Here is a 22,385-nt window from a genome sequence, read left to right as displayed (position 1 = left end):
CGGTTACCCATTCCGCAAGCGTCCGGCGAAGGCGCGCGCGTTTGTCGGTTCAGGGGAGGTTGTACTGAGGAATCGTGGCCACGATTCCGGTGCACTGTCCCGTGAAGATGGTGAGCGCGCAGGCCTCCCACAACCGAGACAGATCCGAAATCGCTCCGCTCGAGCTACCGGTGCTTGCGCTTCCGGTATCGGCCACCGCGATTGCTGGCGACGCTATGGCGATGACTGCGGCTCCCAACACGACAGCAATACGACGCTTCACGCTGTACTCCTCTTCGATTCCGTCGAACACGTTCCGAACGCGACGCTAGTCGCGCGCCCGAATCGTCACAATCGTCCGAACGAACGATTCGAAGCCCGTCAGACCTCGAGGACGCGGGCGCTGACGAAGCGCCTGGCCTCGCCGGTCACCGGGTCCGTGAAGTTCAGCGCCCGGGCGAGGAGCTGCAAGGGTCTTTGGAAGTCATCGGCCGGAACCGAGGTGAACACCGGATAGTACGGGTCGTTCTCAATGGGAATTCCCAACGAGGACAGGTGAATCCGTAGTTGATGGGTCTTGCCCGTCTTGGGAAACAGTCGATAGAGGGCACGATCACCGAACGTTTCGACGAGTTCGATACGCGTCTCGCTGTTCGGCTCCCCCGGCTCCTCGTACGCCGTCATGACCCCATGCTCCTTGAGGATTCGGCTCCGTACGATGCGCGGAAACTGCAGTGCCGCATCGAATCCCGCGACGGCCTCGTATTCCTTGATGACGTTCCGCGTCGAGAAGAGTTCCTGATACGGACGTCGGGCATGCTTGGTCTTGGTGAAGAGCAGCACCCCGGCGGTGGCGCGATCGAGTCGGTGCGCGGGCGTGAGGTCGGGGCAGTCGAACTGCTTGCGTAGTCGCACCGTCGCGGTTTGTGTGACGTGCCGACCACGCGGGATGGTGGCGAGGAAATGCGGCTTGTCGACCACCAGGAGGTCGTCGTCCTCGTGCAGGATGCCGATCTCGAACGGAACCGGAACCTCCTGCGCTGGAACACGATAGAAGTACACCTGACTGCCTGCGCGGTACCGCGTCGCGTCGGAGATCGGTCTGCTCTTCTCGTCGACCACCTCGGCGTCGAGCATGGCCCGCCGCCAGTCGTCCTCGGGCATCTCACGTTCCAGATACTCGGCGATCGTGGTAGCCGGATCACCATGCGGTAGAAGCAGTCTCATGGGCGCGAGACCGTCCCGAAAAGGCAGCATCACTCAGGCGCAATCGAGACAGATCAACCGCAAACCACGGCCGGCATCACCGTCGAAGTCCTGGTACCGCGACGTCGGGTTGCCGCAGGAACTGCACCGACCGATGACGGCGGTGTGGTCGGAGAAGTTCTGAGCCATCCGCTTGTCGAAAACGAACAGCGAGCCCTCCCACAGCGCGTCGTCTCCGAAAGTCTCTGCGTATCGGACGATTCCGCCGTCGAGCTGATAGACCTCCTCGAAACCGCGGGCCACCATCAACGAAGACAGCACCTCGCACCGCACTCCCCCTGTGCAGTAGGTGACCACCGGGGACTTCTTCAGATGGTCGTACGCACCGGAATCGAGCTGCGAGACGAAGTCCTTCGTCGTCTCGACGTCGGGGACGACAGCATTCTTGAACTTTCCGATCTGGGCCTCGAACGCATTGCGGCCGTCGAAGAAGACGACGTCGTCGCCCCGGGAATCGACCAGCTCGTGCACCTGCTCCGGGCTCAGATGAGTGCCACCGCCGACCACGCCGTCGGCGTCGACCTTCAGTTCACCGGGGGCTCCGAACGTGACGACCTCGTCCCGAACTCGAACGGACAGCCGCGGGAAGTCGTTGCCGAGGCCGTCCGACCACTTGATATCGGCCGCCTTGAAGGCCGGATAGCTGCGGGTGCCGCGGACGTACCTCTTGACGTCGTCGACGTCACCGCCCACCGTCGCGTTGATGCCGTGTTCGGAGATCAGGATGCGTCCGGTCAGGTTGTTCGACGCGGCCAGCGACTGTTGCCACAGCCTGATCGCTTCGGGATCGGGCAGCGGAGTGAACACGTAGAACAGGACGATTTTCGGTACAGCCACACTGTTCAGTATGGCGTGTCAGCCCAGTGGTGGCGCCGCCGCCCGAAGCCGCTGGGTGCCGGAATCGACGGTGAAGCCCGCTCCCCAAGACACGCCCGTCTGCGGATCCTCCTTGGCGGTGAGGAACCAGTGGTCCATCCGAGCCGCTGTCTTGGTGACCTCGAAGACGCCGAAACCGTGGCTGTCGAGGTCTACGAACTTCACGTGGTGGTTGAGTGCCTTGAATGCTTCCTCGGCGACCCGACCCAGCGTGTGCGGCGGAGTGTGTGTCAGATCGTCGATGTTGGCCGAGCTCACCGAGGTGACGACCAGCTCGGTGGCAGCAGGCTCCGTCGTTGCATAGTGCGCCGCGTCGAGAGGCACCTCGCAGGCCCAGGCCGAGTGGATGTCGCCGGTGATGAAGACCGTGTTGTCGACGCCTGCATCGACGATCGCTCCGAGCAGCTTCCGGCGGTCGGCGGTGTAGCCGTCCCATGGATCGGCGTTGTAGGGCAGACCGCCCTCGGGAATGCCGAGCAGCGAGGTGACCGCCCGGGCTGCGTCGCGGTCGAGCGGCGGGATCAGCGTGGGCGTGATCATCACTGGATTGCCGACGATCTTCCACTGCGTCGGCGACGAGACGATGCCGTCGGTGAGCCACTGCATCTGCTCGGCACCGGTGATGGTTCGGTTCGGCGAATCGACCTCGGGACCGTTGAACGGCAACACCTGCTGCGAGCGGTAGGTCCGCAGGTCCAGCATCGAGAGTTCGAGCAGGTTGCCGAACCGGAGCCTGCGGTACAGGTGACGGTTGGTCGCGGTTCCTGCCGCGCGTACCGGCATCCACTCGTAGTAGGCCTGCTCCGAATTGGCCTTGCGCGTGTACCAATCGCCCTCGGTGGCCGGAGTGTGGTTCTCGGCGCCGCCGTCGTAGGCGTCGTTGGCCGACTCGTGGTCGTCCCACGTGCAGATCCACGGGACGTCGACGTGGGCGGCCTGCAGATCCGGGTCGGACTTGTACTGGCCGTGCCGCTGACGGTAATCGGCGAGCGTGACTATCTCGTGCGTGGGCGAATGCTGCCGCACGACGCCGTCGCGCCCCGGGAAGCCACCCGTCTCGTACTCGTAGATGTAGTCGCCGAGGTGCACGATGGCGTCCAAGTCCGTCCTGGCGGCCAAATGCCGGTAGGCACCGAAGTAGCCCGACTCCCAGTTGGAGCACGAGACGACGCCGAAGCGCATCGCATCGATGTCGGCATTGTTGGCCGGTGCGGTGTGCGTGGTCCCGACGGCCGATGCCGCGTCGCTCGTCCGGAAGTCGTAAAAGTACGTGGTGTCCGCGCTGAGGCCGTCGACGTCGACCTTGACGGTGTGATCGGTATCGGGGCCGGTCGAGACCGTTCCGGAGGAGACGACGTCACCCATGTCCGCGCTACGGGAAATCCGCCACGTCACCGACACCTGCGGGCCGACGCCGGAGCCCGGGGTGGCGTCGGGCGTGGGGGTGATGCGGGTCCAGAGAACGATCGCGTCGGGTAACGGATCTCCCGACGCCACCCCGTGCAGAAAGCCTCGATCGCTGCCCTGCGCGTGTGCGGTCGCAGGCAGTGTCGTGACCACTCCGGCCACTGCGACGGCCACCGACGACGAGCGAAGAAACGTCCTTCTGGAAAGCGCAGACTCAGCGTGCATCGGGTCAGTCCATGCGATGGATGGTCGGTGGTCAAGTAAGGCGCGCCTGGGTCGGCCACAGTGTTCACCGGCCGGCCATGCTCCGGACGCTGGTTTGCCTTCGTCGCTGCGGGAGAACACTCCGGGGATGGAGGCTCTGTGGTTGTTCGGTGATCAGCTCGGCCCGCACTTCCACTCGGTGGACGAGCATGCCGAGCGAGACGTGCTGATGATCGAGTCGCGGCGCGTGTTTCGACGCAGGCGATACCACCGACAGAAGCTCCATCTCGTGTTGTCGGGAATGCGTCATCTGGCCGACGAGCTGGGTGATCGCGTCACCTACCTGCAGACCGAGACGTACCGCGAGGGGTTGGCCGAGTACGGCAAGCCCGTGGTGGTGTTCGAGCCCACCTCGCACGCGGCGGAGAAGTTCGTCGCCGCCTTGCACGAGGAGGGCCTGGTCTCGGAGATTCTGCCGACGCCGATGTTCGCGCTTCCCCGGGCAGAGTTCGCCGACTGGGCGGCCGAGCGTGGGACCTTTCGCATGGAGACGTTCTACCGCGAGCAGCGCAAGCGATTCGACGTGCTGATGGACGGTGCCGATCCCGTCTCGGGGAAGTGGAACCTCGACGCCGAGAATCAGTCGCCACCCCCGAAGGGTCGGTTGACCCTGGGTGTCGAAGAGCCGTGGTGGCCGAGCGAGGATGCCATCGACGAGCAGGTGCGCGTCGACCTCGACGACTGGGACCTCGACACCGTCGGAGTGGACGGGCCCCGAGTGTTCGCGGTGACGGCGGCCGAGGCGTCGGAGGCGTTGGCGCACTTCGTCAATTACCGCTTGGACGACTTCGGCAAGTACGAGGACGCGGTGATGGCCGATGACTGGACGATGTCGCACTCGCTGCTCTCGGTCCCGCTGAATCTTGGCCTGCTGCAACCGCTGGATGTGGCGCACGCTGCCGAGGACGCCCACCGAGACGGCACCCCGCTGGCGAGCGTCGAGGGTTTCGTTCGGCAGATCCTCGGCTGGCGCGAATACGTATGGCACCTGTACTGGCATCTGGGGCCGGAGTACCTCGAGCGCAACAAACTCGAAGCGCATGAGCCCCTTCCGAGTTGGCTGACGGAGTTGGACGGTGATGCCGTGGTGGCGAAATGCCTGTCCAGCACCGTCGACGGCGTGCGTGACCGCGGCTGGGTGCACCACATTCCACGACTGATGATCCTGGGAAACTTTGCGCTGCAACATGCGTGGGACCCGCGAGCGTTGACGGATTGGTTCGCAACGGCTTTCGTCGACGGGTTCGCCTGGGTGATGCCGGTGAACGTGATCGGCATGAGTCAGCACGCGGACGGCGGAGTGATCGCCACCAAGCCCTACGCCTCGGGTGGGGCCTACCTGAACCGCATGACCGACTACTGCAAGCCGTGCGAATTCAACCCGAAGAAGCGACTGGGCGACGACGCCTGTCCCTTCACAGCCGGCTACTGGGCTTTCGTACACCGGCACCGCGAGATGTTGGCGCTCAATCACCGCACGGCGCGGCAGGTGTCGTCGATGAACCGTTTGAGCGACCTCGAGCAGGTGTTGGAACAGGAACGTCAGCGCGAGGTGTACTGACGCAAAGAAAATTTGGCGTCGCCATCCGCGAAGAGGCTCGCCAGAGGTGCGTGCAGTCTTGCCCTGCCCGAAGTTCGCAGGTTGATGCCATCGAGCCTTTACCACGGCCCACCGACAAGTTCGGATCCGCGAATCCTTATGCACAGCAATAGTTTTCGATTTGACCATCATTGTGTGTCGAATGCATGTTCGATACACTTGGTCCATGGCAACGGAGATCTGGCAACTGAGCGAGTCCGAGCTACTCGCCGACGCCATCGCCGCCTCCCATGACATTCAGTTGCTCGAAGCCCGCCGTATCGCCCTCGTCGCCGAGATCGATACTCGCGTCTCCCGCGAGAAGCTCGGCTTTCCCGGCCCCGCCGGCTGGCTCACCGCCACCACCTTGCTCACTCCCAGCAAAGCGCACAAGATCGTCGCCCTCGCCCGCGGACTGAAGAACTTCCCCGACATCGCCGACGCCGTGAACACGGGCGTCATGTCCGTCGACCACGCCGCCCTGATTCTCGCCTTCGCCGAAACACCACCGAAGAACCTCCCCCAAGAGGGTCGCGATATCGCCCGCACCGCGATGATCACCGCCGCCACCGGGCCCGGGGCGCGCACCGACAAGATCCGTGAAGCGATCACCAAACTCGAAGACACCTACGGCGGCAACAAGCCACCCCCCGAGGACACCGACCGCAACGAACTGTTCGCATCGAAGATGCTCAACCAGCGGCTCTGCCTCAAAGCCGACTTCGATGCCGTCACCGCAGAAAAACTCTTCACCGCCCTCTCACCGTTGACCGAACCCCGCCCCGCCGCCGACGGCACCCCCGACGAACGCAGCCCCGCCCAACGCCGAGCCGACGCCTTCGGGCAGATCCTCGACCACTACCTCGCCTCGAAGGATCGCCCCACCGAGGGCGGCGAGAGACCCCACATCAACCTCCACATCACCCTCCGCGACCTTCAGAGCCGCGGCGACGACATCACCGAAGACGAAAATTCGCACGCTGCACACGAATCCGATACCGACGCCAAGGCAGGCGACGGCACAGACGAGAATATCTCCACCGCAACCGAACCCGATGACCTCACCGGCAGTGCCGATGGATGTGATGGTGCTACGCGACCGAGCCAGGATCGCGGCGCGTATCGGGACCTGTTCGGTGACGGCACTACCGTCGGGTGGCTGCCGTGGATGGGGCCACTCTCCCGCAATACGTCCCGGCAACTGGCCTGCGACTGCCTCCTCACTGCCATCGCTCTGGACGAGAACGGTTCCCCGATCAACCTTGCCCGCACCGCCCGCACCGTGAACGCGAAACAGAAACGCGCCCTCACCGCCCGCGATCACGGGTGCGCGTTCCCTGGCTGCGGCAAACCCGCCGCCTGGACAGAGGGCCACCACATCTGGCACTGGACCGACGGTGGCCCGACCGACATGAACAACCTCGTCCTGCTCTGCGGATTCCACCACCGACTCATTCACCACAGTGACTGGGAAGTGTTCATCGGCACCGACAACCACCCCTGGTTCGTCCCACCCGCCACCGTCGACCCCTCCCGAGAACCCCGACAATCCCACGCCAGAGCCGGCCCCCACATCGCGTAAGCCCATACGAACAATCCAGCCCCGCACCGAGAACACGGTGCGGGGCTGGAAAAGGTTGTTCGACAGATTGATTCGAGTGAATCGAGTATGCCGTCACCGCAGTGATGCAACACAACTTCGAGCACTGTTCAGGCTACGTCCGCCAGGTCATCGGAACACAGGCTGCCAGATCGACCGTGGACTTTCGGCGGTGTGTCCGAGTCGCGTGGAGTCGAGACCATGTTGTCCCGCTGCACTCAATTGACCGACGACGTGCCGGCGTCGACCTTCGCGACCGCCTCGTCGATCATCGGCACGTATCGTTCCAGTGCCCACGGCACCGTCAGGGGATTGATGATCGACGACCCGGTGACGAAGGACTGATCCGTCGGCGCAACGACCGAACCCCGTGACACAGCCGGAATCTGCTTGTACGCAGGCTGATTCTCGGTGTCGGTACGGTTCTGGGGGTCCGAGTAGAACGTGAAGATCAGGTCGGAATCGTTGAGCAGATTCGCGTTCTCCAACCCGATGACCGACGAGTCGGTGCCCTCGGTCTCGTCGAGCGTGTTCACTACCGGATCGACCTGCAACCCGAGACCGCGAACCATCGCGACGCGCTGTTCGTCGGCGAGAAACACGCCGAGCGTGCCGGGGCCGGTGTTGTAGATGTACGAAAAGCTCACGTCCGCGTACTCGGGATGCTGGGCGGCGGCGTCCGCGAAGCGGCTCTCGATCTCGTCGATCTCCTCCGCGGCTTTCTCCTCCTCACCCATGGCCTTGCCGATCACGGTGATCTGGTCTTCCCAGGTAGTTGTCCACGGCTGCTCCTCGTACGCAACCACCGGGGCGAAGGCACTGAGCTTGTCGAACTGATCCTGCGTGATGCCGGACCACGGTGCCAGGATCAGGTCCGGTTCGAGCGCCGCGACGGCCTCGATGTTCAATTCGGTTCCGCCGGTGAATTGTTGGGGAAGTTCGGCACCCATTTCCGTCACGGCGTCGTGAACCCATGGCAGATAGCCGGTGTCGTCGGCACCCCACGAATACTCCTCGACACCGACCGGGACGGTGCCCAGCGCGATCGCCGTTTCGGCCGAGCCCTGCCCGAGAGTCACGATGCGCTCCGGCTTCTCGGTGATGACCGCCTGCCCCAAAGCCGAATCGATCGTCACGGCCGCGAAATCACCGCCGTCGGCGTTCTGCGTCTCGGCGGTGTCGGTGCTGCCACATGCGCCGACCACGAGGACCGACACGGCGAGCGCGGACAGCGCGGAGAACCGTCGAACAGACCGCCGACCGGCCGTTGGAGCAGAAAACATGGTTACCTCTCGATAAGCAAAGGGACGTTAAAGTTAGACTAGGCTAACCTCTTATCGAGATTCAAATGCGCTGCACAACACGCATTCGCTACGGTGGGACACATGAGCCTTCCTCGTCCCGCACCCGATCGGACTGCCGTCGTGACCGGAGCGTCCTCCGGCATCGGGGCCGCCATCGCTCGCCAACTCGCGTCCCGAGGCCACGGTGTCACGCTGGTCGCCCGGCGTGCCGACAAGCTCGAAGAATTGGCACAGGAGATCCGCGCACGAGGCGTCCGCGCCGAGGTGCTGGCCGCAGATCTCTCCGACCGCACAGCGCGCGCCGAACTGCTCGGCCGCATCACCGATCTCGGCCTGATCCCGGACATCCTGATCAACAACGCCGGACTCTCCACCCTCGGACCCGTCGCAGAATCGGATCCGGATGCAGAGATGAACATGATCGAGGTCGACGTGGTCGCCGTCGCAGACCTCTGCACCCGGTTCCTCCCCGGCATGACCGAACGCCGACGCGGCGCGCTGCTCAACGTCGCCTCGACCGCCGCGTTCCAGCCTCTACCCGGGCAAGCCGGATACGGCGCATGCAAGGCGTTCGTTCTCTCCTACACCCAGTCTCTGACCGGTGAACTGCGCGGAACGGGAGTGACCGCCACCGCGCTGTGCCCCGGACCGGTGCAGACCGGATTCGGTGAGGCCGCTGGCTTCGCGAAAGACGATGCAGAGAAGGCACTTCCATCGATCATGTGGGTGTCGGCCAAAGCAGTGGCCAAGACTGCCGTCGACGACATGGCCAAGGGACGCATGGTCTCGATCCCCGGGCCCGCCAACCGCATCGGATCGATCTTCGCCCAAATCACCCCGCGAACGCTGTTGGTGCCCATGCTCACTCGTATTCATCCCGGCCTGAAGAACGGTGCGTCGTCATGAAACGCGAACTCGTGGTCTCCGACAGCATCGTCGTGAACGCCGACGCCGACACTCTCTACGCTGCGATCAGCGACCCCACCAAGATGGGGCAGTGGAGCCCCGAAAACACGGGCGCAACGGTCCACGAACCTCGCGAGAGTGCGTACGTGGGAATGGTGTTCGACGGAACCAACAAGCGCGGCCGGGCGAAGTGGATCACTCGCTGTACCGTCACGGCGGCGGACCCGGGCAAGACCTTCGAGTTCCGCGTCCACGCGATCGGCAAGAGCACTCCGAAAATCAAGGGCGCGAACGCAACCTGGCGATACGACTTCGAGCAGGTCGCGGACGGCACAGAAGTCACCGAAACCTGGACCGACGACCGAACGAAATGGCCCGACGCTCTGGCCCTTGTGTTCGACAAGATCGTCACCAGCGGCAAGACGTTCCCGCAATTCCAGCGTCGAAACATCCGTAAGACGCTGGAGAACCTGCAGAAGCGTTACGCCTGACTGCTAGGCCTGCCGGGTGTACAGGCCGAGAACGTACGAGGCCTGCCCGGCATGCTGCAGGTCGTCGGACACCACCGATACCAGTCGCGCACCCAATGTGACCGGCGGATCCCAGTTCTCGTCGACGATCCGGTCCAGATCGTCGGTCGAGATACTGCTCACGTAAGCAACGGTTTTCGAGTGCACGGCGTCGTGGTACTCACGCAGCAACTCGGCGCTCGAGGTGACCTGAGCGACGTCGGAGGACGATTGGCCGTAGCCGATGTCGGACTTGTCGAACGGTAGTCCGAAACGCTCGAACCACGAGTCCGACGTCCAGACCTGTTCGCTCCCGGCCACACCCGCGATGTGGTCGTCCTGCACCCGCGTCAGGTGCCACAGCAGCCACGCGATGCTGTTGGCGTCGGCGTCGGGTCGATACGTCAACGCGGCAGTGGGGATATCGTCCAGCACCGAGTGGACGAGTTCCTTGATCCGGCCGAACGCGTCGGTGAGCAGGTCGTTGTGATTCATAAAGATCCATCTCTTCTCTGGCAGCACTGATGACCACTCATGCATACCCCGATGAGGCCGCAGGGAACATCGGGGCCGGCCGAGCGCGTTGGAACGGATATGACTGTTCCAGCAATTGTGTACACCCGCACCGGCGATTCGTCCGTCCTCGAACTGAAAGATCGCGAGGTGACCGAGCCGGCCGCAGGCGAAGTCCGCGTCCGCATCGTGGTGTCAGGCGTCAATCCGACGGACTGGAAGAACAGAACCGGCTCCGGCCCGGGTGAGAAGCTGGCATTCGACGAGGTGGTACCGAACCAGGACGGTGCCGGAGTGGTGGACGCGGTCGGCCCCGATGTCGATGGCGTCTCCGTCGGAGATCGTGTCTGGGTGTACCTGGCCCAGCACCAGCGTCCCACTGGAACGGCACAGTCGTTTGCAATCCTGCCCGCTTCCCGGGTGGTGCCTCTGCCCGACGGCGTCGGATTCGACGTGGGCGCAAGCCTCGGAGTGCCCGCGATGACGGCGCACCGCGCACTGACCGTCTCCGAAGACGGACCCACCCGGCTGCACCCGGGCGCGCTGGACGGCAAGTCGGTACTAGTCGCAGGTGGTGCCGGTGCCGTCGGCCATGCCGCGATCCAATTGGCCCGTTGGGCGGGCGCGACCGTGGTGACGACGGTCAGCGGGCCGGAGAAGGGCGCACTGGCGACCGCCGCGGGCGCGCACCACGTGGTGAACTACAAGGCCGGCGACGCCGCCGCTGAAATCCGCGAGTTGGTTCCCGACGGAATCGATCTCGTCGTCGAGGTCGCTCCCGCACAGAACGCCGCGCTCAACGCTGCCGTGGGAGCGAACCGCGCATCGGTGGCCGTCTACGCCAACAACGGTGGCGACACCGTGACCCTCGATGTCCGGCCGAACATGGTGCGCAACACCCGCTACCAGTTCGTACTCCTCTACACCGTGGGCGATGAGGCATTGCGTAATGCCGAGGCGGACGTCAGCGCCGCGGCGGCCGCAGGTGTGTTGGAGGTGGGTGAGGCCACCGGTCTACCACTGCACCGCTTCCCGCTGAGCGAGACCGCTTCCGCGCATGACGCCGTCGAGAACGGAACCGTCGGCAAGGTGCTGATCGACGTCTCCAGCGAGTAACTCAGGTGATGACCGGCAACGTGGACCACGGAAAATTGATCCACTTGTCGGTCTCTCGCCACGAATAATCCGGCTGCACAATGGTTCTGGGCTTGGTGTAGATCACGGCCGACCGCACGTCGGGCGTATGCGCCTTCAGCAGGTCGATCACCAGAGCCAGGGTGCGGCCGGAGTCGGCGACATCGTCGACCACGAGTAACTTCTTGCCGACGATCGCATCGGTGTCCAGAAGTGGCTCGAGGACAACAGGATCGGGCAGGGTCTCCTCGATGTCGGAGTAGAACTCGACATTGAGGGTGCCCGCAGCCTTGACGCCCATCGCATAGGCGATCGCACCCGCGGGAATGAGTCCGCCACGGGCGATCGCGATGACGATGTCCGGAACGAATCCGTCGTCGACGATCTTCCTGGTCAGATCGCGCGAGGCGTCTCCGAACGTCGCCCACGTCAGTACTTCACGTTCCTGTTCGGTCATGACAAACCACTCTACCCAGACTCACTGTTGCTGAAACGGCAAATTTATTTGCGTCCGTGGCCGTGAGCGGGCAGTCTCGAAGCATGGCCGACCACACACACGCTCACACTCCTCCCGCCGACCGGACCGGCGCAGAACCGGATTTCGAGAACGGTGCCTTCGACGAAGCATTCTGGGACGACCTCTACAACCAACGCACCGCCATCTGGAGCGGCAATCCCAATGCCGTGTTGGTACAGGAAGCGTCCGAGCTGACTCCGGGCCGCGCCCTGGACATCGGCTGCGGAGAAGGTGCCGACTCCCTGTGGCTGGCCGGTGAAGGCTGGCACGTGACCGGCGTCGACATCTCCGATGTCGCCCTCGGCCGCGCTCGCGCAGCACAACAGGCACTCGAGCCGCGGACACTCGCAGTGAACTGGCAACAGGAAGACGTTCTGGACTGGACTCCCCCGGCCTCGGCGTTCGATCTGGTGTCGGTGCACTTCCTGCAGGTGCCCCCGGAAGAACTCGAACTGACCACCCGCAGGTTCGCCGCAGCGGTCGCATCGAAGGGGCGGCTGCTGATCGTCGGCCACAGTCCCAGCGACAGCCATGCCTCGCAGCATCCGGCCAAGCACCGACTGTTCGCACCGGAACCGGTCGTCGCTGCGGCAGGCGACGGATTCGAGGTGATCCACGCCGAACACCGCACCCGTACGACCCCGGACGGCGACGAGCGAATCGACACGGTGGTGGTGCTGCAACGCCGGTAAACTCTTCGCGGTGCTCTCGCCGTCGACGTATCGAATTCCCCTGGCCGTCACGTTCGGCGTCGCGCTGATCGTTCTCTTCACCCCCGCGTCGGGGGTGCCCTCCGGATTTCAGCACAGCGACAAGATCATTCACTTCACGCTGTTCGCGGCCCTCGCCTACACCTCGCGTGTGGCCGACATCGGCTGGGGCCGGACGGCTTTGTGGGTACTGGCGTTCGCGGCACTCTCGGAGTTCCTGCAGGCGATCCTGCCCCTGGGACGCTCGGGATCGGTAGCCGACGCTCTCGCCGACGCTGCCGGAGTTGCGGTGGGCCTGGTCGCGGCGAACTGGGTTCTACCGCAGCGCGTCAAGAAAGCCCCGGACCTGCACTAGACTGAGTCCGCACCGGGTTTCCCCGGCCAGCGCGCGCACTCAGGAAGGAACGCCATCACCTCGTCTTCTGCCCCGCACGATATCTACCTCGTTCCACCGGAGCACGAGACAAATGATGCCGTCACCCGAGAATCTGCAGCGTCCGCAGCACGCCTGAGCGAACGATCCGACGTGGTCAGCCACGACGGCCGCTACGCACTGACGATCACCTCCACCACCCCACATCAGGCGATGGTCGAGGATCTACTGTTCGTCCGCGCCGTCCTCGACGCCGCACGAATCAAATACCTGCTCGTTCGCGGCAACGACGAACGACCCGTCATCGCCATCGAACTGGCGGCCCGGGACGCGCTCACCACAGCGCTGGTGCACGCCTGCCGCGCCGAGCCGTTCTACTCCAAGACCGTCGACGCCCGCGGGAAAGCCGTGCTGGTTGCCGACGGCACCCTCTCGCCGTCTGCGAACGCGCGGATCGTGCGCCTCTACCGACCGCGCGTCGAGCCGTTCAGTGGGTTGTACTACGGCGCGTCGACGGCCGTGCAGATCGAGCTGTGGTCCTTCTCCCCGTCCGAGATCGTGCTGCCGATCGAGAACTCCCTGACCCGCCGCAACATTCGGCCCGACGAGGCCGTCCGCGGCACCGTCGAACGCTTCGGTAGAACGTGGCCGACCATCGAGAACATGTTTGCCGACCACGCGTCGGACATCAATTTCGAAATCGACATCGTGTTCTCCTGGGTCGACGGCTCGTCAGCAGAGTTCCAGGCTCAGCGTGCGCGGCGGATGGCGAACTACGTCGTCGGTGAGGGCGACGATTCAGCAGCCCGCTACCGGCAGATCGACGAACTGAAGTACGCCCTGCGGTCGGTTCACCTGTACGCACCGTGGATCAGACGCATCTTCGTGGCCACCGACTCCCCGAGGCCGGCGTGGCTCGCCGACCATCCCAAGGTGACATTCGTGCCGAGCGAGGCGTTCTTCGTGGACACCTCGGTTCTGCCGACACACAACTCGCAGGCCGTCGAAAGCCAGCTGCACCACATCCCCGGCTTGTCCGAGCACTTCCTGTACTCGAACGACGACATGTTCTTCGGTCGTCCGGTCAGCCCGTCGATGTTCTTCTCCCCCGGCGGAATCAGCATGTTCATCGAGGCGACGACGCGAATCGGGTTGGGCTACAGCGACGCCGACCGCAGCGGCTTCGAGAACGCGGCGCGGGTGAACCGTCGAATCCTGCAGGACAGATTCGGCATGACCACAACCCGACATCTGGAACACGCAGCAACTCCGCTGCGCCGCAGCGTGATGCAGGAAATGGAGAACGAGTTTCCGGACGAGTTCGCCTCCACAGCGGCGAGCGCATTTCGCGCGAGTACCAACATCTCGGTGACGAACTCGCTGTACCACTACTACGCATTGATGAGTGGACGCGCGGTGGTGCAGAAGGACGCGAAGGTTCGGTACATCGACACCACATCGGTAGCGGGCCTCGACTTGATGGAGAAGCTGCTCCCCAAGCGATCTGTCGACTTCTTCTGCCTCAACGACGGCAGCTTCCCGGAAGTCGACCTGGATCTGCGCACCCGCACCGTGACGCAGTTCCTGGACAAGTACTTCCCCATCGTCGCGCCGTGGGAGCGCGAACAGCGCTAGGCGTCGCTGAACGTCTTTCGTCGGGCGCTGTCTGCGATGGTGACTCCCGCCGCATCGAGCCTGCGTGCCGTCTCCTCCGCCGAGACCGCTTCTCCCACTGTGTCGTACGACCCCGTCGGCACCACCGAATGGACGACGGTGTTCTCGTAGACGTGGACCAGGTTGTATCCCTGAGCCCCGTCGCGGCCGCGCAGTCCGCCTGCGAGCACGTTGAGATCCTGGGTGTAACAGGTGGCCGATGCCACCGAGACAGGTATGCCCGCGAACGTGGCCGTAGTCGAATAGTGCAGGTGCCCGGCCAGAATGGAGCGCACATCGGTTCCGCGGAGCACGCCCGCGAGCCGCGGCTGATCGATCAGCTCGACCAGCACTGCGAGATCGAGCACGGTCGGCACCGGCGGATGATGCATCGCCAGGATCGTCCCGAACTCGGCGGGGGTTGCGAGAGTGTCGGCCAGCCAGGCCAATTGATCGTCGCCGAGCTCGCCGTGGTGTTTGCCCGGAACCGTGGTGTCCAGGGTGACGATGCGAAGACCGTCGACATCGTGCACGCGATCGATGGACTGCCCACTCGGTTCGGCGTCGAGCAGCGTCCGACGGAACGTCGCGCGGTCGTCGTGATTGCCCATCGCCCACACGATCTGTGCGCCGAGCTCCTCGGCCACCGGCTCGACCAGCGCGCGGAGCTTTTCGTAGGCACCCGCCTCGCCCTTGTCGGTCAGATCTCCGGTGAACACCAACGCATCGGGCCGCACACCCGAGTTACGTACATCGGTCATCACCTGTTCGAGCCGCAACTCGCTGTCCACGCCGCCGTACAACCGGCCGTCTCCGTCGACGAGATGCGTGTCACTGATATGCAGTAAGCAGTGATGGGGACGTGGGTACTCGGCCATCCGAGACTTCATCGAACTCTCGCTCACGATCGGACCTACCGTTTCACGTTCGCCCGGCCGGGCGAACGCCACTGCTGCAAGCCAAGCATACGAGCGTTCACTGAGAAAAAGCTGGTCGAATCTTCGCGGTGAACACCGCGGAAACTTTGAGCGTGTGACAGGTTGAGAGCATGACGAAACCGAAGTGGACTTCACTGCTCGCGGCCGCGGCATTGACCGTGGGCACGATGGTCGGTATCGGCGTGGCCCCGGCCGCTGCGCAGGGCCTACCTACCGTGGTTCTCGTGCACGGAGCCTTCGCCGACAGCACCAGCTGGGACGGCGTCGCAGCGAACCTGCGCGGCCGCGGTTACCCGGTGGTGACCGCAGAGAACTCGCTGCGCGGGCCCGCGATCGACGCGGCCTCCGTGACCGATGTGGTCGAGAGCATCGACGGCCCGGTGGTCCTGGTGGGCCATTCTTACGGCGGCACGGTGATCAGCAACGTGCACGCCGACAATGTGGAGGCGCTGGTCTACGTCGCCGCATTCATGCCCGTCGAAGGTGAACCCGTAGCGCTCGAACTCGATCCGTTTCGTTTCCCCGTGACGGCCCTGGTTCCGCCGGTGATCGGCCTGTCGATCGTCGACGACTCGTCCAACCTGATCGGCAAGAACGTCGACTCGTACATCACACCCGCGCTGTTCCGCCCGTTCTTCGCGCCCGACGTGAGCGAGGAGCAGGCTGCGCGCATGGTCGCTCACCAGAAGACCATCGCCGCCGGTGCACTGCTCGAGCCGAGCGGCCCACCGTCCTGGGCGGATACCCCGTCCTGGGCGTTGATCCCCCAGCAGGATCAGATCATCCCGGCCTCGGCGGAGCGCTTCATGGCGCAACGGGCCGGGGCGACGGTGACCGAGGTACCGGGCTCGCACGCGATCCTGGTCTCCAACCCCGCAGCCGTGGCCGACCTTGTGGTCCAAGCCGATTCGGGGAGCTGACACCTCGCACGACGACTCGGGCCCGGTCACCTGTCGAAGGTGGCCGGGCCCGAGTCGTGTCTTTCCGAGGAGCGTCAGATCCCGATGAGGTCGTGATCGGAGACCTTGGACGCCAGGATGCGCAGGTGTTCGTCGGCACCACCGAGAGTGTGCTCGATGGCCACGAGCCGGCTGGTGTAGTGCCCAACCGGATACTCGGAGGTGACGCCGATGCCGCCGTGCAACTGAATCGCCTCTTGGCCGAGCTTGCGGCCGGACCGCGAGATCTGCAGCTTCGCACGCGATGCGATCGTGGTGTCGACGTTTCCGTCCGCCAACGACATCGTGGCGTAGAGGCTCATGCTGCGGGCGAGCTCGAGCAGCACGTACATGTCCGCAGCGCGGAAGGTGAGCGCCTGGAACTTGGCCAGCGGAACCCCGAACTGCTTGCGCGCCTTGAGGTAATCGGTGGTCAGGCGCAGCGCTTCTTCCATCGCACCGATTGCCTCCGCACACAGCGCCGCCTGCGCCCGCACCTCGGCACCGGTGATCGCGGCAGCCGCGTTCTCGGCGGTGCCGAGCGGCTCGGCCGCGACGTCCACGAATTCGATCTGTGCAGCGCGCTGACCGTCGTGCGTGGCGTAGGACTTGCGCGTGAGACCCGTTGCGTCGCCGTCGACGACGAACAGTCCGGTTCCTCCGGCGGGAAGCACGGCACTGACGACGATCACGTCCGCGCTACCGCCGTGCGGTACCGGATTCTTGACACCGTTGATCGACCACGACCCACCGTCCTCGGTGGCAGTGGTGGCGATCTCGATGTTGGGCCAGCGACTGCCGGATTCGTTGTGCGCGAACGCCAACATCGACGATCCCTCGGCCACCGGCGGCAGGAGCCGCGAGCGCTGCTCGGCACTGCCGAGCTCGGAGATCAACCCGCCCGGAACGAGGACGGCATCGAGAATCGGCTCGGGTGCAAGGCGTCGTCCGACCTCGGTCATCACCGCCATGATCTCCACGGGACCGGCGTCCATGCCGCCGTCTTCCTCGCTGAACGTCAGACCCAGCAGGCCGACCTCGGCCAGCTGCTTCCAGACGTCGGTGCTCCAACCCAGCTCACCGGCAACGATCTTGTTGCGCTTCTCGGTGTCGTAGGCCCGCGTGAGGACCTCACGAGTGGTGTCGCGCAGCAGCTTCTGCTCTTCGTTGAGTTCGAAATCCATGTCTTCAGATGCTCCCTTACAGTCCGAGAATCGCCGAGGCGATGATGGTGCGCTGAACCTCGTTCGAGCCGCCGTAGATCGACACCTTGCGGTAGTTGAGATACCCCGGTACCGAGCGCTGCGCCCAGCCTTCGCTCTCGATGTCCTCGCCCGCCTCGTAGGGCAGCGAATCCGGGCCGGCGACGTCCATCAGCAATTCGGTTGTGGCTTGCTGCAATTCCGATCCCCGCAGCTTGAGAATGGACGAGGCCGGATTCGGCTTGCCGTCGTCCGAGCTCGACACCAGGCGCAGCTGAGTCAGCTCGAGGGCGAGCAGTTCGTTCTCGACCTCGGCCATCTTGGCCGCGAACAGTGGATCCTCCAGCAACGTGCCGCTGCCCACCTTGGTCTGCGCGGCGTGCTTCTTCGCCTGTCCCAGATGCACTTTGGTGTGTCCGGCCCGGGCGACGCCGGTGCGCTCGTTGCCGAGCAGGAACTTGGCGTAGCTCCAACCCTGGTTCTCCTCGCCGACGAGGTTCTCGGCCGGAACGCGAACGTTGTCGAAGAAGACCTCGTTGACCTCGACGCTGCCGTCGATCAGCTTGATGGGCCGCATCTCGATGCCGGGGGTGTTCAGATCGATGAGCAGGAAGGAGATTCCGGCCTGCTTCTTCGGCGCGTCCGGGTTGGTCCGCACGAGCGCGAAGATCCAGTCGGCGTACTGGCCGAGCGTGGTCCACGTCTTCTGCCCGTTGACGATGTAGTCGTCACCGTCACGGATCGCGGTGGTGCGCAGCGACGCCAAGTCCGATCCGGCCTCGGGCTCGGAGAAGCCCTGGCACCACCAGATGTCGAGGTTCGCCGTCTTGGGCAGAAACTTCTCCTTGAGCTCCTGGGAGCCGAACGTCGCAATGACCGGGCCGACCATCGAGGCGTTGAAGGCCAGCGGCTCGGGTACCGACGCCAGCTGCATTTCGTCGAGCCAGATGTGACGCTGCACGGGGGTCCAGTCACGGCCACCGAACTCGGCGGGCCAATGTGGCACCGCCAAGCCGTTCTCGTTGAGGATTCGCATGGTCGCGACCACCTCGTCCTTGCTCAACTCCTGACCCGTCGCGCTCTTCTCGCGAATCTCGGCGGGGACCTTCGTAGTGAAGAACGTCCGCATCTCGTCACGGAACGCGGCCTCTTCTTCTGTCAGGGCAAGATTCATCGACAATCCTCCAAGCTCGTTCACGTATCTTCGTATCGACCGTACTCCCTGGTAACTCTGGGATATTCTCCGCTCACTATGACTTTTCTGGCACTGGTTCGGCACGGTGAAACGAACTGGAATCTGCACGGGCGTCTGCAAGGCTCGTCGGACATTCCGCTCAACGACACCGGCCGTGCTCAGGCCCGCGAGGCCGGCTACGAACTCGAGTACCGCCAGTGGGACCACCTGGTCAGTTCACCGCTGATCCGAGCAGCCGAAACCGCCGACATCATCGGTGCGCACCTCGGCCTGACACGCACCGCCGAGTTCCCCGATCTGGCCGAACGACACTTCGGCGAGGCCGAAGGATTCACCGACTGGGATGCGTATTCGCACTGGCCGAACGGCATGTACCCGGGATTGGAGCCCCGCTCGGATCTGATCGTGCGAGGCGTGCGCGCCGTCGACGACATCGCGTCGCGCTACCCGGACTCGGCGGTGATCGCCGTGGCGCACGGCGGCGTCATTCGGGCGATCTTCGACGCGATCCGACGGCGGCACTCCCCGCGCATCCTCAACGCCGGAGTGTCCACCCTCGAGCACGACGGTTCTCGCTGGACCGTTCGCACCATCAACGGTGTTGCGGTCTGACAGGATTTTCGTTCATGGAGATCGAACGTCGCATCACCGAACTCGGTTTCACCTTGCCCGGGGAACCGACCGCGCCGCCTGGTTTCGAGTTCTCGTTCGAGTGGGTGCGGGTACGGGGCAACCGAGTATTCGCCTCCGGCCACTCGCCACTGGCACCCGACGGAACACTGGCAGGGCCCTTCGGTGCAGTTCCGTCCCAGGTGAGTCTGGACGCGGCCACCGATGCCGCGCGCGACACCGCATTGGCTCTCCTCGGTAGCGTCGCCGGCGCCGTCGGCGATCTCGATCGAATCAGCGCGTGGCTCACCGTCACCGGGTCGGTCAATGCCGATCACGGCTTCACCCAGACCACAACGGTCGTCAACGGCTTCTCCGATCTGGTGCTGGCGATCTTCGGTCCCGAAATCGGTGCGCACGCACGCACTGCACTCGGGGTGGCCGCACTACCGATGAACAACACCGTGGTGGTGTCAGCGGAATTGGAGATCGACGGGTAGGTTTCGGTGCACTCGTAATTACGGTGAAAGCAGGCGCGGATGGTGCGCAGATCTACTCTTGCTCTGGTCGCGATTCTGATCGCCATACTGGGGTTGTCCGGATGCAGTTCGTCCTCGCAGTCGTTGCTGGACCGCGTCCGCGACGACGGAGTGCTGGTGGTCGGCACCGAAGGCACCTACAGCCCGTTCAGCTATCAGGGCGCGGACGGGCAGCTCACCGGATACGACATCGACGTGATCAACGCCGTCGGTGCGGAACTGGGGGTGCGGGTCGACTTCGTGCAGACGCCGTTCGATTCCATATTCGCCGGCCTGCAATCCCAACGCTTCGACCTCATCGCCAACCAGGTCTCGATCACCCCGGCCCGGCAATCGGCATACGACCTGTCCACGCCCTACACGGTGTCGGAAGGTCAGATCCTCACCGCTGCAGACGACTCCACTATTTCGACTCTGGCCGACCTGGCAGGCAAGACGACCGCCCAATCCTCGACGAGCAACTGGGCCGAGGTCGCTGCGAACGCAGGAGCCAACGTCGAAGCCGTCGAGGGATTTGTCCAGGCGGTCACCCTGGTCAAGGACGGCCGCGTCGACGCCACCGTCAACGACTCCCTCGCGATCGCCGAATACCTACAGCAGACCGGCGATACCGGTGTGAAGATTGCCGGCGAGACCGGGGACACGACACTGCAATCCTTCGTGGCCCGCAAGAACAGCGGCCTGATGGACGAGGTCGATACAGCCGTCGACACGCTGCGTGAGAACGGCACCATCGCCGAGATCTCGAAGAAGTACTTCGGCAGTGACGTCGCCGCACCGACGGCAGACACCGTGGTTCCGGTGAGCGACGACGCCGCGTCCACGGCGCCGTCCAAAACTCAGTTGGTCCTCGACAACCTGTGGCCGATGCTCAAAGCCACTGTCACGATGACCATTCCGCTGACCGCCATCAGCTTTGTGGTCGGACTCGTCATTGCCCTTGCAGTCGCGTTGGCCCGCATCTCGTCGATCAAGCCGCTCGCTGCGGTCGCCCGGTTCTACGTCTCGATCATTCGCGGCACTCCCCTACTGCTGCAGCTGTTCATCATCTTCTACGGGCTACCGCAGTTCGGCATCGTGATCTCACCGTTCCCGGCCGCCGTGGTCGCGTTCTCCTTGAACGTCGGCGGTTATGCCGCCGAGGTCATCCGTGCGGCGATACTGAGCGTGCCCAAGGGCCAATGGGAGGCCGCGCAGACCATCGGCATGGGATACCGAACCACGCTGCAGCGCATCGTACTTCCGCAAGCGCTACGGACCGCGGTACCACCGTTGTCGAACACGCTGATCTCGTTGGTCAAGGACACCTCGCTCGCGTCGACCATCCTGGTAACCGAGCTGCTGCGCGTAGCGCAACTCGCGGCGGCACCGACCTTCGACTTCTTCACCCTCTACTCCGTTGCAGCGCTCTACTACTGGCTGATCTGCATCGTTCTCTCGTTCTTCCAAGGCAAGCTCGAAGTCCGACTCGACAGGTACGTGGCGAAATGACAGACCTGCTGGAAGTATCCGCTCTGAAGAAGTCGTTCGGGCCACTCGAGGTGCTGAAGGACATCTCGTTCACCGTGCCCTCCGGCACCGTCACCGTCATCATCGGGCCGTCCGGATCCGGCAAGACCACGGTGCTCCGCACGTTGAACGCTCTCGACCGAGCCGACGCGGGGATCATCCGAATCGGCGATGTGTCGGTGGATTTCGCCGAACCCGTCGGCGCGGCTCAACTCCGACACTTCCGGGCTCAGAGCGGCATGGTGTTCCAGAGCCACAACCTGTTTCCGCACAAGACGGTGTTGCAGAACATCATCGAGGGACCGGTGATCGTGCAGAAGCGGGCCAAGGACGACGCCGTCCGCGACGCTCACGCAATCCTCGACCAGATCGGCCTCGACGCCAAGTCCGATCAATATCCGTTCCAGCTCTCCGGCGGCCAGCAACAGCGCGTCGGAATTGCTCGCGCCCTCGCCCTGCACCCCAAACTGATGCTGTTCGACGAGCCCACCTCGGCCCTCGATCCCGAACTCGTGGGCGAAGTGCTGGCCGTCATCAAAAGCCTTGCCGCCGAGGGGTGGACGATGGTGATCGTCACCCACGAAATCCGCTTCGCCCAGCAGGTCGCCGATCAGGTGCTGTTCATCGAGAACGGCGTCGTCCTCGAACGCGGCACGCCGGAGCAGGTGCTCGTGAACCCGACGGAGCCTCGCACCCGACAGTTCCTGCAGCGGATTCTGGCGTAGAGGGGCTGCGCCCCATGTGAGTGGAACTTCGTAGCAGGGGTCGTGTTCAGTCCGGGGACATATGAGACACGAGATGTCCAGGGACATGTGACACACGGGCTGTGGTGATGCTGCGGGGCACTGTGACCGGCTATGGAGTA

The 22,385-nt window shown here is 64.2% G+C and carries 23 protein-coding genes; 13 read left to right on the top strand and 10 right to left on the bottom strand.

Annotated elements, in window-relative coordinates:
* Positions 1–49: 49 nt before the first annotated feature.
* The 4 genes from ACQR3T_RS28435 to ACQR3T_RS28420 all read right to left on the bottom strand — a co-directional run bounded on the left by ACQR3T_RS28435 (position 50) and on the right by ACQR3T_RS28420 (position 3,753).
* Positions 50–262 carry a hypothetical protein gene (locus tag ACQR3T_RS28435; protein WP_428695778.1) on the bottom strand — a complete coding sequence of 71 codons (213 nt, stop codon included), beginning with the start codon at positions 260–262 and terminating at the stop codon, positions 50–52.
* Between the two features lie 98 nt (positions 263–360).
* Positions 361–1,236, bottom strand: coding sequence for a pseudouridine synthase (locus tag ACQR3T_RS28430; RefSeq protein WP_428695790.1), 876 nt, complete (start codon positions 1,234–1,236; stop codon positions 361–363).
* A 3-nt stretch (positions 1,237–1,239) separates the two neighbouring features.
* A complete protein-coding gene (locus tag ACQR3T_RS28425) occupies positions 1,240–2,082 on the bottom strand; it encodes a rhodanese-related sulfurtransferase (RefSeq protein WP_428695777.1) in 843 nt (280 codons plus the stop codon).
* Between the two features lie 18 nt (positions 2,083–2,100).
* Positions 2,101–3,753 carry an alkaline phosphatase D family protein gene (locus ACQR3T_RS28420; RefSeq protein ID WP_428695776.1) on the bottom strand — a complete coding sequence of 551 codons (1,653 nt, stop codon included), beginning with the start codon at positions 3,751–3,753 and terminating at the stop codon, positions 2,101–2,103.
* A 127-nt stretch (positions 3,754–3,880) separates the two neighbouring features.
* On the opposite strand from ACQR3T_RS28420, the gene ACQR3T_RS28415 reads away from it, so the two are divergent.
* Both ACQR3T_RS28415 and ACQR3T_RS28410 read left to right on the top strand, forming a co-directional pair.
* Positions 3,881–5,353 (top strand): cryptochrome/photolyase family protein, encoded by a 1,473-nt coding sequence (locus ACQR3T_RS28415; protein ID WP_428695775.1) that lies wholly within the window; start codon positions 3,881–3,883, stop codon positions 5,351–5,353.
* A 205-nt stretch (positions 5,354–5,558) separates the two neighbouring features.
* Complete coding sequence (locus ACQR3T_RS28410; RefSeq protein ID WP_428695774.1) at positions 5,559–6,953, top strand: DUF222 domain-containing protein; 1,395 nt, start codon at positions 5,559–5,561, stop codon at positions 6,951–6,953.
* Positions 6,954–7,189: 236 nt separating this feature from the next.
* Here ACQR3T_RS28410 and ACQR3T_RS28405 read toward each other — a convergent pair whose 3' ends face one another.
* Positions 7,190–8,254, bottom strand: a complete 1,065-nt coding sequence (locus tag ACQR3T_RS28405) for an iron-siderophore ABC transporter substrate-binding protein (RefSeq protein ID WP_032380609.1) — start codon at positions 8,252–8,254, stop codon at positions 7,190–7,192.
* Positions 8,255–8,356: 102 nt separating this feature from the next.
* Here ACQR3T_RS28405 and ACQR3T_RS28400 point away from each other — a divergent pair, with 102 nt between their 5' ends.
* Positions 8,357–9,181, top strand: a complete 825-nt coding sequence (locus ACQR3T_RS28400) for an SDR family NAD(P)-dependent oxidoreductase (RefSeq protein WP_428695773.1) — start codon at positions 8,357–8,359, stop codon at positions 9,179–9,181.
* Positions 9,178–9,672 carry an SRPBCC family protein gene (locus ACQR3T_RS28395; protein WP_428695772.1) on the top strand — a complete coding sequence of 165 codons (495 nt, stop codon included), beginning with the start codon at positions 9,178–9,180 and terminating at the stop codon, positions 9,670–9,672. The genes ACQR3T_RS28400 and ACQR3T_RS28395 overlap by 4 nt, the downstream gene beginning before the upstream one ends.
* Positions 9,673–9,675: 3 nt before the next feature.
* Here ACQR3T_RS28395 and ACQR3T_RS28390 read toward each other — a convergent pair whose 3' ends face one another.
* On the bottom strand, positions 9,676–10,185 hold the full coding sequence (locus ACQR3T_RS28390; protein WP_032380611.1) for a mycothiol transferase: 510 nt from the start codon (positions 10,183–10,185) through the stop codon (positions 9,676–9,678).
* 99 nt (positions 10,186–10,284) lie between these two features.
* On the opposite strand from ACQR3T_RS28390, the gene ACQR3T_RS28385 reads away from it, so the two are divergent.
* Entirely contained in the window at positions 10,285–11,319 is a 1,035-nt protein-coding gene (locus ACQR3T_RS28385; RefSeq protein ID WP_428695771.1) for an NADPH:quinone reductase, read from the top strand.
* Position 11,320: 1 nt separating this feature from the next.
* On the opposite strand, the gene ACQR3T_RS28380 is transcribed toward ACQR3T_RS28385, so the two are convergent.
* The gene (locus ACQR3T_RS28380; RefSeq protein ID WP_032380613.1) at positions 11,321–11,794 is read right to left on the bottom strand and encodes a phosphoribosyltransferase; all 474 of its coding nucleotides are present in this window, start codon (positions 11,792–11,794) and stop codon (positions 11,321–11,323) included.
* An 83-nt stretch (positions 11,795–11,877) separates the two neighbouring features.
* On the opposite strand from ACQR3T_RS28380, the gene ACQR3T_RS28375 reads away from it, so the two are divergent.
* The 3 genes from ACQR3T_RS28375 (at position 11,878) to ACQR3T_RS28365 (ending at position 14,572) form a co-directional block, all read left to right on the top strand.
* Positions 11,878–12,546 carry a class I SAM-dependent methyltransferase gene (locus ACQR3T_RS28375; RefSeq protein WP_052070980.1) on the top strand — a complete coding sequence of 223 codons (669 nt, stop codon included), beginning with the start codon at positions 11,878–11,880 and terminating at the stop codon, positions 12,544–12,546.
* Between the two features lie 10 nt (positions 12,547–12,556).
* The gene (locus ACQR3T_RS28370; RefSeq protein ID WP_428695770.1) at positions 12,557–12,919 is read left to right on the top strand and encodes a VanZ family protein; all 363 of its coding nucleotides are present in this window, start codon (positions 12,557–12,559) and stop codon (positions 12,917–12,919) included.
* Positions 12,920–13,072: 153 nt separating this feature from the next.
* A complete protein-coding gene (locus ACQR3T_RS28365) occupies positions 13,073–14,572 on the top strand; it encodes a stealth family protein (RefSeq protein ID WP_196249233.1) in 1,500 nt (499 codons plus the stop codon).
* On the opposite strand, the gene ACQR3T_RS28360 is transcribed toward ACQR3T_RS28365, so the two are convergent.
* On the bottom strand, positions 14,569–15,480 hold the full coding sequence (locus ACQR3T_RS28360; protein WP_428695789.1) for a phosphodiesterase: 912 nt from the start codon (positions 15,478–15,480) through the stop codon (positions 14,569–14,571). The genes ACQR3T_RS28365 and ACQR3T_RS28360 overlap by 4 nt on opposite strands.
* Before the next feature lie 158 nt (positions 15,481–15,638).
* Between ACQR3T_RS28360 and ACQR3T_RS28355 the strand changes: the two genes are divergently transcribed.
* Positions 15,639–16,448: an alpha/beta fold hydrolase gene (locus tag ACQR3T_RS28355; protein ID WP_428695769.1), complete on the top strand. Its 810-nt coding sequence runs from the start codon at positions 15,639–15,641 to the stop codon at positions 16,446–16,448.
* A 74-nt stretch (positions 16,449–16,522) separates the two neighbouring features.
* On the opposite strand, the gene ACQR3T_RS28350 is transcribed toward ACQR3T_RS28355, so the two are convergent.
* Both ACQR3T_RS28350 and ACQR3T_RS28345 read right to left on the bottom strand, forming a co-directional pair.
* Positions 16,523–17,650: an acyl-CoA dehydrogenase family protein gene (locus ACQR3T_RS28350; RefSeq protein ID WP_428695768.1), complete on the bottom strand. Its 1,128-nt coding sequence runs from the start codon at positions 17,648–17,650 to the stop codon at positions 16,523–16,525.
* A gap of 16 nt (positions 17,651–17,666) precedes the next feature.
* Positions 17,667–18,842, bottom strand: a complete 1,176-nt coding sequence (locus ACQR3T_RS28345; RefSeq protein WP_057475540.1) for an acyl-CoA dehydrogenase family protein — start codon at positions 18,840–18,842, stop codon at positions 17,667–17,669.
* Between the two features lie 78 nt (positions 18,843–18,920).
* Here ACQR3T_RS28345 and ACQR3T_RS28340 point away from each other — a divergent pair, with 78 nt between their 5' ends.
* From ACQR3T_RS28340 to ACQR3T_RS28325, 4 genes are read left to right on the top strand one after another with little or no spacing between them, the layout of a single operon-like run.
* Positions 18,921–19,475, top strand: a complete 555-nt coding sequence (locus ACQR3T_RS28340; RefSeq protein WP_094609700.1) for a histidine phosphatase family protein — start codon at positions 18,921–18,923, stop codon at positions 19,473–19,475.
* Between the two features lie 14 nt (positions 19,476–19,489).
* Positions 19,490–19,972 (top strand): RidA family protein, encoded by a 483-nt coding sequence (locus ACQR3T_RS28335; RefSeq protein ID WP_428695767.1) that lies wholly within the window; start codon positions 19,490–19,492, stop codon positions 19,970–19,972.
* Positions 19,973–20,011: 39 nt separating this feature from the next.
* Positions 20,012–21,502: an ABC transporter permease subunit gene (locus ACQR3T_RS28330; protein WP_428695766.1), complete on the top strand. Its 1,491-nt coding sequence runs from the start codon at positions 20,012–20,014 to the stop codon at positions 21,500–21,502.
* Positions 21,499–22,245 carry an amino acid ABC transporter ATP-binding protein gene (locus ACQR3T_RS28325; RefSeq protein ID WP_032380620.1) on the top strand — a complete coding sequence of 249 codons (747 nt, stop codon included), beginning with the start codon at positions 21,499–21,501 and terminating at the stop codon, positions 22,243–22,245. The genes ACQR3T_RS28330 and ACQR3T_RS28325 overlap by 4 nt, the downstream gene beginning before the upstream one ends.
* The last annotated feature ends 140 nt before the right edge of the window (positions 22,246–22,385 follow it).

Origin of the sequence: Rhodococcus sp. IEGM1428 (genome assembly GCF_050321865.1) — a bacterium.
In the GTDB taxonomy this organism is placed as follows: Bacteria; Actinomycetota; Actinomycetes; order Mycobacteriales; family Mycobacteriaceae; genus Rhodococcoides.
This window is presented reverse-complemented; position numbering and strand designations above follow the sequence as displayed.

What these genes read in the sequence shown, in the direction of transcription:
- ACQR3T_RS28400 (WP_428695773.1), top strand. Translation starts at nt 8,357, where the DNA reads ATGAGCCTTCCTCGTCCCGCACCCGATCGGACTGCCGTCGTGACCGGA.
- ACQR3T_RS28330 (WP_428695766.1), top strand. Translation starts at nt 20,012, where the DNA reads ATGGTGCGCAGATCTACTCTTGCTCTGGTCGCGATTCTGATCGCCATA.
- ACQR3T_RS28390 (WP_032380611.1), bottom strand. Translation starts at nt 10,185, where the DNA reads ATGAATCACAACGACCTGCTCACCGACGCGTTCGGCCGGATCAAGGAA.
- ACQR3T_RS28385 (WP_428695771.1), top strand. Translation starts at nt 10,285, where the DNA reads ATGACTGTTCCAGCAATTGTGTACACCCGCACCGGCGATTCGTCCGTC.
- ACQR3T_RS28420 (WP_428695776.1), bottom strand. Translation starts at nt 3,753, where the DNA reads ATGCACGCTGAGTCTGCGCTTTCCAGAAGGACGTTTCTTCGCTCGTCG.
- ACQR3T_RS28395 (WP_428695772.1), top strand. Translation starts at nt 9,178, where the DNA reads ATGAAACGCGAACTCGTGGTCTCCGACAGCATCGTCGTGAACGCCGAC.
- ACQR3T_RS28355 (WP_428695769.1), top strand. Translation starts at nt 15,639, where the DNA reads ATGACGAAACCGAAGTGGACTTCACTGCTCGCGGCCGCGGCATTGACC.
- ACQR3T_RS28410 (WP_428695774.1), top strand. Translation starts at nt 5,559, where the DNA reads ATGGCAACGGAGATCTGGCAACTGAGCGAGTCCGAGCTACTCGCCGAC.
- ACQR3T_RS28350 (WP_428695768.1), bottom strand. Translation starts at nt 17,650, where the DNA reads ATGGATTTCGAACTCAACGAAGAGCAGAAGCTGCTGCGCGACACCACT.
- ACQR3T_RS28415 (WP_428695775.1), top strand. Translation starts at nt 3,881, where the DNA reads ATGGAGGCTCTGTGGTTGTTCGGTGATCAGCTCGGCCCGCACTTCCAC.
- ACQR3T_RS28380 (WP_032380613.1), bottom strand. Translation starts at nt 11,794, where the DNA reads ATGACCGAACAGGAACGTGAAGTACTGACGTGGGCGACGTTCGGAGAC.
- ACQR3T_RS28325 (WP_032380620.1), top strand. Translation starts at nt 21,499, where the DNA reads ATGACAGACCTGCTGGAAGTATCCGCTCTGAAGAAGTCGTTCGGGCCA.
- ACQR3T_RS28430 (WP_428695790.1), bottom strand. Translation starts at nt 1,236, where the DNA reads ATGCTGCCTTTTCGGGACGGTCTCGCGCCCATGAGACTGCTTCTACCG.
- ACQR3T_RS28345 (WP_057475540.1), bottom strand. Translation starts at nt 18,842, where the DNA reads ATGAATCTTGCCCTGACAGAAGAAGAGGCCGCGTTCCGTGACGAGATG.
- ACQR3T_RS28335 (WP_428695767.1), top strand. Translation starts at nt 19,490, where the DNA reads ATGGAGATCGAACGTCGCATCACCGAACTCGGTTTCACCTTGCCCGGG.
- ACQR3T_RS28405 (WP_032380609.1), bottom strand. Translation starts at nt 8,254, where the DNA reads ATGTTTTCTGCTCCAACGGCCGGTCGGCGGTCTGTTCGACGGTTCTCC.
- ACQR3T_RS28340 (WP_094609700.1), top strand. Translation starts at nt 18,921, where the DNA reads ATGACTTTTCTGGCACTGGTTCGGCACGGTGAAACGAACTGGAATCTG.
- ACQR3T_RS28360 (WP_428695789.1), bottom strand. Translation starts at nt 15,480, where the DNA reads ATGAAGTCTCGGATGGCCGAGTACCCACGTCCCCATCACTGCTTACTG.
- ACQR3T_RS28375 (WP_052070980.1), top strand. Translation starts at nt 11,878, where the DNA reads ATGGCCGACCACACACACGCTCACACTCCTCCCGCCGACCGGACCGGC.